The sequence below is a fragment of the Streptomyces sp. NTH33 genome (genome assembly GCF_003236365.1).
In the GTDB taxonomy this organism is placed as follows: domain Bacteria; phylum Actinomycetota; class Actinomycetes; order Streptomycetales; family Streptomycetaceae; genus Streptomyces.
This window is the reverse complement of record NZ_POTZ01000028.1, coordinates 22759-30241: the sequence shown is the minus strand read 5'-3', so window position 1 is coordinate 30241 and position 7483 is coordinate 22759. Positions and strand designations below refer to the sequence as shown.

Genomic DNA, 7483 nt, shown 5'->3' with positions numbered 1-7483 from the left:
GACCAGACTCCTTGTCCCGATCTCTCCCGCCGGCGGACGGGGCTGCGCCGCTGAAGCGTCCGGCTGACAGAACATCCGAGGCCGCTGGGCTGCACCGCCCGGGGCGCCTGCGTCGCCGGCGGGAGAGATCGGGACAAGGAGTCTGGTCGGAACGACCACCAGAGCGGTGGTTCCGCCCGTCGTGTTCTCCTGCAGGCGGATGGACAGCCCATGCCGTTGAGCGATCTTCGCCGCGGTCAGCAGACCGAGTTGCCCCGCGCGAACCTGACCGCTGACGTCCACCTCATCGGGCGCCGCAAGCAGGCGGTTCATCTGCTCGCGCATCTTCGGGTGCATCGGGATCGCGCGGTCTTCCACCTCGATCGCCAGCCCGGCCGACACCTGCTGCGCTCTTACGGTCACCCTGGTGGCCGGATCGGAGCACTCGCAGGAATTCTCGATCAGCTCCGCCAGAAGGTGCGTCAGGTCCGGACCCACATGGCCCGGAAGCCCCAGCTCCGTGCCCACGGAACCCGCAGCAACAGCAACGCGGGGATACTGGACCACCTCGGAGACCGCACCGCGCAGCGCGGTTGTCACGGAGATCGGCCGGCGCACGCTGCGCAGAGACTGCCCGCCCAGCACCGCCGTGCTCTCCACCTGTCGTCGCATCCGCGTCACCAGATGATCGATCTCGAAGATCTTCGACAGCAGTTCCGGGTCGTCGGTCAGCTTCTCCAGTTGGCTCAGCGCCTCCAGCGCCTTGCCGACCAGGGCATGCTCGCGCGTGGCGAGCCGGCGCAGAACTTCAAGAAGAACGACTGACTGGGACTCGTCGTGCACGCGTATCAGCGATGCCACGGCCTGAAGCTGCAGTTCACTGAGCGCCGCCTCGACTGCTGCGGACTGAGAATCCGACCGTGGTACCTGCATCCCAGGCAGGGGCGGACGCGCGCCGCGGCACAGCTCGTCAGCCGACCACAGCACCGACTTCTCCACGGCCGCCACTACCCCCGCGACCGCTTCCAGCTCCGCAGTCTGGACCTTCGCCGCAGCTGCCCGCAGCGCTCCTGCGGCAGTACGCGCTCCGTAGGCCGCGACGAGCGCGACCCCGATCAGCCCGCACACCAGGCTGGTCAGAAGCCAGCCCCCAGGGATGCCCGCCGTCGACCAGATGATGAAGGCGGCGCCCAGCAGGACCAGGAGGAGCAGCAGGGGCACTGCTACGGCCCGCCGGATCCGGTGGAGCGTGAACCTGTCGGTCTCAGGAGGCCGCCGTCTACGGCGACGGGGCACGACCGGCCGGGTGGGGGACACGCTGTCAGACATGCAGATCCTCAACAGTCAGGGACGGAACGACGGCTAGAGGCGCTGCCAAGCAGCCAGGTCTCTGCGGGCTTGGCGCGGACACCGCGACGTGGAATGGGGCACCCTGGCCGCCATCAACCGCGCCGAACGGGACCTCGCCCGTGCCGACAACGACGACGCACCCAGCCGCGTGGGCTTCTTCCAGGAAGCCTCGCTGGCACACGAGACCGCCTGCGCCCTGCGCGACCTCGGCCGGCCGCGCGACGCGGAGATCCACTTCCAGCGCAGCGTCGCCACCCGCCGGCACCAGCTCTATACCCGCACCCACAGCGTGACCCTCGGATACCTCGGCGCGGTCCAGATCCAGCAGGGCCGCCTCGACGAGGCGTGCGCCACCTGGGCGCAGGCCCTCGACGCGATGTCCGGCGTGTACTCCGGCCGTGCCCGAGACGTCATCGTCCGCATGCGGCGTGACCTCTCGCCCGTACGGCAACGCGGTGGCCGGCACGTCGCGGAGCTGGACCGCCGGGCCCGCGAAATGCTGCGCACCATAGGCTGACTCCGGACCAGGACGGCGTCGCCGCCAACACCAGGGCGCCGCCTTGGAAGCGCTGCCGAGGGAGAGGAACGAGCGGTGACCATATACGAGGTCAAGCCGATCGCGACGGTCGTCGGGGGACACACCCGTGTGCAGGACGACTACCAAGGCGGAGTCAAGTCGATCATTCGGCTCAACGACGAGTACCCGCTCGAAACACTCCAGGGAATCGAGGAGTTCTCTCACCTGACGGTGACGTGGCGCTTCCACCTGTCGCGGCCCGAAGACGTGCAGCTCCACGCGCGCAGCCCCCGAGGGAACGGGCGTTGGCCGGCGACGGGGACGTTCGTCCATCGCAATCACCGGCGGCCGAACCAGCTCGCGATCAGCTACCCACGGCTGCTCGACGTGGACGGCCGTGACCTCCTGGTCACCGACCTCGATGCCGTCGATGGGACGCCCGTGATCGACCTGGCGCCGTACTTCGAGCAGATGGGGCCCCGGGGCCCGGTCCGTCAGCCGGCTTGGCCAGGCGAGATGCTCGACCCGAGCTACTGGGCGGACGCAAGCGAACGACCTGCGGAGCGCAGCGTGTAGTGGGAATGACTGAGCTGTTCTGTATGCCCTGCGCACTACGACTCCGCGGGCTCGACGGTCTGCGGGGCATGGTGTTCGGGATCGGCGATGAAAAACCACACGTCTTTCCCCTTGTCGGACATCGCCACCGAGAACTCGTCGACCAACGCCCGCACGAGGTCGAGGCCCCGGCCTCCGAGGCCGAGAGGTGCCGCTGTCTTCCGTACGATCGGCCGGGGGTCTTGATCGCGGACGACTGCGGTGACACCGCCCGGGACGTGCTGGACAAGCAGACTGGCTGAGCGACACCCGTTCTCATCCGGGCTGGTGTGCACCACCACGTTCGTCAGCAGCTCGTTCACGGCGAGAAGCGCGGTCTCGGCGACTTCACCGCTGACCTCCCACCAGGCGAGGTGGTGACGCACCACGCCGCGCACGAGACCCAGGTGCCTCTTTTCGAGCTGGAAGCTCATGTCGAGTTGGCCCCGGCTGCTTCTGGACGCGGCTCGGGCCGATGGGCCCGCGCCGGGGCTTTGAAGAAGTGTGTTCATCGATGCTCCGTCCGTTGCGCCGGAAGCCCTACATCAGGGGACGGTTGCGGTGTGTACTGGGACCGAACCGGTCAGCAACCATTGAGGCAGGGCACGCGCTCGTCGTGCAGGCCCTGATGTCGAGAGCCGAAGAGTTCGGCATCGCGAGGATGGGGAACGCACATGCCGCAGCCAGAGAAGTCGCTCGACCCGGGAGCCTCTCCACCGTCCGTAGTCCCAGCAGCAGACCCGCCTGCATGACGTCGGCAGCGCTGAGCTGCCGCAGCGGACTCATCCCGAGCCGAAGTCTCCACGGCAGTGCGGTCTGCCTCGGGTCCGATGACGTCGAACCCGACAACAGGGGACCGCGATGAGACCGGGGCTCGCCGTACCCGGGCACGGCACGTGCAGCCGACGGCTGGGCGGCAAGCGGATCAGAGGCGGCTCCAAGCCGGCCTGGAGAGGCAATCACCGGGATCTCCCGTACGTCAGGACGCACTGACTGGGTCGCCGTCCAGGCAACTTCTGTCACCGGGACGCTGACTGATCCCCAAGGCTGTTCACTGAAAGGTGATTACGCACATTCCGAGGGTGATATCACTGAGGTGATTCCGGTTCCGGCAAGGGTCTGTGAGCCGCGCTCGGCCAGGGGAGGAACGGGTGCTACAGCCGACGCAGCGACGCTGTGATCGATGCGGCTGTTCCCTGAGCCAGTACAACACGGACACACTGTGCTCCGTCTGCGCTCGCTCACGAACGTGGGAGACGAGCCTCCCCACCGTTCCGGAGCACGTCTGGTTCGACCAGGACGTCCGGAATGCTCTTTCTGCGTGGGACTTCGCCCGAGCCAGCCGTCTGATTCGGCTCCGCGGTGGTCTCCGCCAGGAGGACATGGCTCAACTCACGGGCCTGAGTCAGGCGTTCCTGTCCATGATGGAATCAGGCAACCGCCGTCTCACGAACATCGACAAAATCGTCGAATTCCTCACAGGGCTTGCCGTACCCGCCGAGCTGGTCCCGCTGCCTCTTCCCCGGGCGCCCCTCTCGACTCAGCAGGAATCCCTGGCGCAGTTCGCCGGCGACGCTGATCCAACTCTGCCGTGGACCACGGCCCGTATGGTGGCAGCACTGGATACCGCGGTAGGAGGGAGCGCGATGAAACGCCGACGATTCCTCACCGCCAGCGGCGTGGCACTCACCGCATTCGTCAACCAATGGGACCGCGCGGAAGCCGAGCCTCTCCACCGCGCTGCCAAGGGAAGTCAACTCACCCAGGAGCTGCTCGACAGCCTCCAACGCACCACCGACGGCCTCCGGACCATGGACGCCAGCAGCGGCAGCGGTCCCCTGACCGAACTGGGCAACACGCACCTCAAGTTCCTCAGGCACCTCATGGACCACACTTCCTACGACATGGCCATGGGACGGCGGCTCGCGGCGATCGTCGCCGATACCGCGACCCAGACGGGCTGGTTCGCCTTCGACTCCGGCAAACGCGAGCAGACGCTCGGTTACCTGTACACCGCTCTCCGCGCCGCCAAAGCCTCCGGAGACATCAGGCTCGGAGCCGGCGCGCTCTCGTACATCGCCATCCACGCCTACTCCACCGAGGCACCGCATCACGCCGTCACCGCAGCACAAACAGCACGGGAGAAGGTCCGGAAGCTCGGCACGCCCGCTCTCGAAGCCATGCTGCTTACTCGACAGGCCCGCGGGCACGCGAAGCTCGGCGAGCGGCAGGCCGCACTCGCCGCACTCGGACGCGCCGCTGAACTCTGCGCCCAAGGCCGCTCGGAGCACGATCCGGAGTGGCTGTACTGGATCAACGAAGGCGAGATCCACGGACAGACCGGCAGCTGCCACCTCGACCTCGGCGACCCCCGAAACGCGATCACCAATTTCACCAAGGCACGAGAGGCCCTCAACCCCGGTGACCACCGGACCAGGGGCCTGTTCCTCTCCCGCGCCGCAACCGCCCACTTCACGAACGGCGAGTTCGAAGCCGGATCCGCCACAGCACACGAAGCCCTCAACCTCGCTGACCAACTCCAGTCCGCCCGCCTGAACGACCACGTCGACGCCATGCTCGGCCACCTCCGACCGGTGACCAACAACCCGTACGCTCAAGGCGTACTGGAACGAGCCGCCGACGCGGCGGAAACACGGAGCCGAACTTGACGGAAACCCCGATGACCCTCGTGCTGTGGGACATCGACCGCACGCTGGTGTACGTGGGCGACATCGACCGGCAGGTCTACCGCGAAACCTTCGCCGAGATCGTCGGGCGCCCCGCGGAGCGCCTGCCGGCACGGGGAACCGGCGTGACCATGCCTCTCGCCATCCGGTCCCTGCTCCTGGACAACGGCGTCCCGGAACCGGATGTCCCCCACCTGGTACCCCGCATGGTGGAACTCCTGCCGAACCGTCTTGCGGCACATGCGAAGGATCTGCGCGAGCAGGGCATCCTCATGCCTGGCGCCGTCGCGGCCCTGCAGGCGGTCCACTCGCAGCCCAACCTCGTGCCCACTGTCGTCACGGGAAACCTCAAGCCCAACGCGGTGCTGAAACTCGAAGCGTTCGACCTCGACGGGTACCTCGACACGGAGATCGGCGGCTACTCCTCGGACGACGACCACCGCCCCGCCCTCGTCGCCGTCGCGCAGAAGCGGGCCCAGGCCAAGTACGGGTCGGCCTTCACCCGCTCCAACACCGTCATCGTCGGAGACTCCCTCGAAGACGTCCGTACGGGGCTCGAAGGAGGCGCTCCGGTGATCGGAGTCGCGTCCGGCAGGACAACCGCCGCCGAACTCGCCTCGGCCGGGGCCGACGTGGTTCTCGACGACCTCGAGAACGTTCCGCGACTCCTGAGCGCGATAGCCGCGACAACCTTCGGCGGCTGAGGACACGGACGGGCAGCACCGGGCACAGCCGCGCGTATTACAGGAGTGATACCGGCCCACTCGCACCCCACGTACCCTGACGGACGCAGACGAGAAACGGGGGTGCGATGCGACAGCACGCTCGCGTGTGCGCGGACTGCGGATGCCGGCTGAGCCAGTACAACGACGAGGACCGGTGCGCCACATGCGCACGTGGCAGGCGTCTTGGCAGCCGCTTCGAACCCCACGTTCCGGATACCGTCTGGCGGGATGAGGAAGTCCAGAGAGCCGTCGCCGCATGGGACTTCGGCCGCGTCAGCCGCCTCATCCGGGAGCGGGCCAAGCTCCGCCAGGACGACATGGCCGATCTGACCGGGCTGAGCCAGGGCTTCCTGTCGATGCTCGAAGCCGGAACCCGTCGTTTGACGAGCCTCGACAAGGTCGCCAGGTTCCTCAGGGGCATCGAGACACCCGATGTCCTCCTCCCGCCGCCGTTCCGCGAGCATCACACGGGTTCGACGCCCGTTCCCTTACCGCACCGGAGACAATCAGTAGCCGACCTTCGGGTTGCGACCGGTGAACAGACTGGGAACCTGTATGAACTCGCGGCACAGGCCGCGGCACAGTCGCTGCGGTTCACGGAAGAGGTCACGAAGAGCAACGTGAGCGACGTCGAACTGGAGGCGCTGGAAGCCAGGATCACCCGCATCGCGGCGGACTACGTTCACGCTCCTCTCCACCCGCTCTTCCACGACCTGCTGTCCACACGAGACCAGCTCTTTTCGCTCCTGAGCGGTCACCAGCTCCCGGGGCAGACCCGCGAACTGTGCCTTCTCGCCGGCACGAGCTGCCTGCTCCTCGCCCACGCGTCACAGAACCTCGGCGACCAGGACTCGGCGATCGCACAGCTCCAGACGGCCTGGACGTTAGCCGATCACGCCGACCACAACGATCTCCGGGCATGGGTCAAGGGCACAGCCGCGCTGATCGCGGAGTGGTCGACTCACCGGCTGACAGCCCTGGAGTACACGCAGCAGGCGATCCGGCACGCTCCCGACGGGGAGACGCGGATCAGGACCGCTGCCATCGAGGCCAGGGCAGCGGCACGTATCGGCGACCGGAACACCGCACTGGCCGCGCTCCGGGAACTCGAACGTGCCCGTGAGCAACACACAGATCCTGACGGACTCACGCGTTTCGGAGGGCTGCTCACCTTTCCGGAAGCCAAGCAGGAGTACTACATCGGCGGGACGTACGCCCTGTTGGGCGAACACGAGCTGGCCGAGCACCACGCCTCCGCGGCGATCGAGCTGTACGAGACAGGCCCAGCGGAGCAGCGTTCGTACGGCGACGAGGCCCTGGCACGCCTCGACATCGTGACCGCGCGTATCGCCGCTGGCGAGATCGAGGGAGTCGGCGAGCAGCTCCGGCCCATCCTCGAACTGCCAGTGGACCGTCGCATCCGACAGCTCGGCGACGCCGTACAAGGAGTGGCTAGGCTTCTGGAAGACCCACGGTTCGCCGGGAGCCGCGTTGTACGCGAGCTTGCCGACGCCACCCGCGGCTACCAGGCGATCGACACCAGAGCGAAGGCCCTCACCTTATGACAATGACGGTCTCTCCTGAGTCCGCCGCCCGCATGGCCTGCCGGGCATCAGGTCTGCCAGACCGAT

6 protein-coding genes and 1 pseudogene are annotated in these 7483 nt (G+C 67.4%); 5 read left to right on the top strand and 2 right to left on the bottom strand.

What is annotated here, in order from left to right:
* On the bottom strand, nt 1-1308 hold a 1308-nt coding region (locus C1I97_RS05015), incomplete at its 3' end, for an ATP-binding protein (RefSeq protein WP_111002010.1).
* 97 nt (nt 1309-1405) lie between these two features.
* On the opposite strand from C1I97_RS05015, the pseudogene C1I97_RS05010 reads away from it, so the two are divergent.
* Nucleotides 1406-1846, top strand: a pseudogene (locus C1I97_RS05010) (Tat pathway signal protein); the annotation flags it as partial.
* A 75-nt stretch (nt 1847-1921) separates the two neighbouring features.
* The gene (locus C1I97_RS05005; RefSeq protein ID WP_111002005.1) at nt 1922-2422 is read left to right on the top strand and encodes an SAM-dependent methyltransferase; all 501 of its coding nucleotides are present in this window, start codon (nt 1922-1924) and stop codon (nt 2420-2422) included.
* 35 nt (nt 2423-2457) lie between these two features.
* Here C1I97_RS05005 and C1I97_RS05000 read toward each other — a convergent pair whose 3' ends face one another.
* Nucleotides 2458-2874: an ATP-binding protein gene (locus C1I97_RS05000; protein WP_181446574.1), complete on the bottom strand. Its 417-nt coding sequence runs from the start codon at nt 2872-2874 to the stop codon at nt 2458-2460.
* A 717-nt stretch (nt 2875-3591) separates the two neighbouring features.
* Here C1I97_RS05000 and C1I97_RS04995 point away from each other — a divergent pair.
* From C1I97_RS04995 to C1I97_RS04985, 3 genes are all read left to right on the top strand, one after another.
* Nucleotides 3592-5109, top strand: a complete 1518-nt coding sequence (locus C1I97_RS04995; RefSeq protein ID WP_258382429.1) for a helix-turn-helix domain-containing protein — start codon at nt 3592-3594, stop codon at nt 5107-5109.
* 11 nt (nt 5110-5120) lie between these two features.
* Nucleotides 5121-5831, top strand: a complete 711-nt coding sequence (locus C1I97_RS04990) for an HAD family hydrolase (RefSeq protein ID WP_111002003.1) — start codon at nt 5121-5123, stop codon at nt 5829-5831.
* A 107-nt stretch (nt 5832-5938) separates the two neighbouring features.
* Nucleotides 5939-7417, top strand: coding sequence for a helix-turn-helix domain-containing protein (locus C1I97_RS04985; protein WP_111002002.1), 1479 nt, complete (start codon nt 5939-5941; stop codon nt 7415-7417).
* Nucleotides 7418-7483: the final 66 nt, after the last annotated feature.

Excerpts from the sequence above, each read along its gene's own strand:
- C1I97_RS04985 (WP_111002002.1), top strand. The coding sequence starts at position 5,939 with ATGCGACAGCACGCTCGCGTGTGCGCGGACTGCGGATGCCGGCTGAGC.
- C1I97_RS05000 (WP_181446574.1), bottom strand. The coding sequence starts at position 2,874 with ATGAGCTTCCAGCTCGAAAAGAGGCACCTGGGTCTCGTGCGCGGCGTG.
- C1I97_RS04990 (WP_111002003.1), top strand. The coding sequence starts at position 5,121 with ATGACCCTCGTGCTGTGGGACATCGACCGCACGCTGGTGTACGTGGGC.